Below are 2,092 nucleotides of genomic sequence, written 5' to 3' on the forward strand. Positions count from 1 at the left end.
GGCGTCGCGCACCAGGTGCTCGGTCTCGGCCCGTGCCGTCTCGTGGCGCTCGGCGTCCTCGCGCTCGGCGGCCTCGCGGCGGGAGGCGATCGTCAGCTCCGCGTCCGCCAGCTGCTGCTCGGCGGAGCGCACCAGCTCGTCGGCGTGAGTCTTCGCCGACGTGGTGAGCTCGGCAGCGGCCCGACGCGCGTCGGTGAGCGCGCGCTCGACCTCGAGGCGGGTGCGCTCGCGCAGCTCGCCGGTCTCCCGGTCGGCGGCCGACCGGAGCTCGCCGGTCTCGCGTGCGGTGACCTCCTGGAGCTCCGCGGCCTCGCGGGTCGTGACGTCGCGCAGGTGGGCGGTCTCGTGGGTGGCGCGCTCGCGCAGCTCGCCGGTCTCGCGCTCGGCCTGCGCCCGCAGGTCGGCCGCGTACCGCTCGGCGTCGCCGCGCAGGGCCACGACCGTCTGGTCGGACTCGGCCCGCTGGGCCGCGAGCTCGTCGGACGTCTTCGAGCGCAGCTCGCCGGTCTCGCGCTCGGCCTGGGCGCGGACGAAGGCCGCGTACTGCTCGGCCTCGACGCGCAGGGCGGCCACCTCGGCGGCGACCCGCTGCTGCAGCGCGGCGGCATCCCGCTCCGCCGCCGCACGCACGCCGTCGGCGTACTCCTGCGTCTGCACGCGCAGCGACGTGACCTCCTCGGCGGCCTGCTGGCGGGCGGCGCCCACCTCGGCCGCGGCGTCGCTGCGCTGCTGCGCCACGTACCGGTCGACCTCGACCCGGGCTGCGGCCAGCTCGGCCTCGACGCGCTGACGCAGCTCGGTGGTGTCGGCGTCCGCGCCCTGTCGCAGGTCCTGCGCGTAGCGCTCGGCGTCCTCGCGCTGGGCGGTGGTCTCGATCTCGGCGCGCGACCGCAGCTCGCTGGCGGTCCGCTCGGTCGCGATGCGCAGCTGCGTCGCCTCGTGCTCGACGCTGGCGCGCAGCGTTCCGAGCTCGCGCTCGAGCGAGCTGCGCCGCTCGCTCTCCTCGGTGGTGATGGCGCTCTGGATGCGGGCGGCCTCGCGCTCGGCGGAGCCGACGAGCTCCTCGGCCCGGCGCTGCGCGGCCAGGAGCGTGCTCTCGGCCTCCGACGACGCCGTCGTGCGGACCTCGTCCGCCTCGCGGCGGGCGGTGGCGACGACCTCGGCGACCTCGTTCTCGGCGCGGGCGCGCAGCTGGCCGGAGGCGAGCTTGGCGCGGGCCAGCGCGTCGGCGGCCTGGGCGTTCGCCTGCGTCACGACGTCCGAGGACTGCTCCTCGGCGGAGCGCAGGAGCTGCTCGATGCGCGAGCCCAGCCCGGAGTAGGTGGGGCGCTCGGCCTCGCGGAGCTGGCGGTGCGCCTCGGAGAGCTCACCGGCGACCTGCATGGCGCGGCCGTCGAGCGACTCCACCTGGGCGCGGGCGTCGGCGAGGGCCTTCTCGAGCCCGGAGATGCGTTCGTCGACGGCTTCGCGCTCGTATCCACGGAAGTTGACGACGGGGAAAGGGGTCCGGGCGTCGGGCACGAGCAGTCCTCCTGGGCACGGTGGCTCCGCGCGGAGCGGCCTCGGTCGAGGCGCTCGTCGACTACCGGAGCCCGGCGGACAGGATACGCGTGTTCACGGTGCTGCGGTCGGCCTCCTGCGCTCGCCTGCACACCCGGGGCGATCCGTCCACTCGATCCCGGTTCGGTCGTGACGAGCCCCTCTGCCTATCCTGGGGCCTCTCGTCCCTGGAGGATCCTGCGTGCTCAAGCGACTGATCATCGCCGCCGTCGGCGTCGTCGGACTGGTCGTCATCGGTCTCGGCATCGCGTCCGCGACGGTGTGGCGAGCCGACGACGTGCTCGTGGCGACGACGTCCGGCGACCAGCACACCCTCGTCACCGAGCCCGGTGTCCTGGAGCTCGGCGGAGACCCCGTCACCGTCAAGGTCACCGTGCCCGGCGGCGGCCCGGTCGTCCTCKCCGTCGGCCGCGACACCGACGTCGCCGGCTGGGTGGGCTCGGACGCGCACGGCACCGTCACCGGCCTGTCCGGCTGGCACTCGCTCGCCGTCGACGACGTCGCCGCCCCGGCCCCGAGCCCGGCACCGACC

Annotated in this window: 2 pseudogenes; one reads left to right on the forward strand and one right to left on the reverse strand. The window is 75.9% G+C overall.

The features are described from left to right. Positions 1-1,521, reverse strand: a pseudogene (locus ACXJKG_RS20795) (hypothetical protein); the annotation flags it as partial. Between the two features lie 220 nt (positions 1,522-1,741). Between ACXJKG_RS20795 and ACXJKG_RS20800 the strand changes: the two are divergent. Then, positions 1,742-2,092: pseudogene (locus ACXJKG_RS20800) on the forward strand (hypothetical protein); the annotation flags it as partial.

This window comes from Cellulomonas sp. P5_C6 (genome assembly GCF_054049635.1).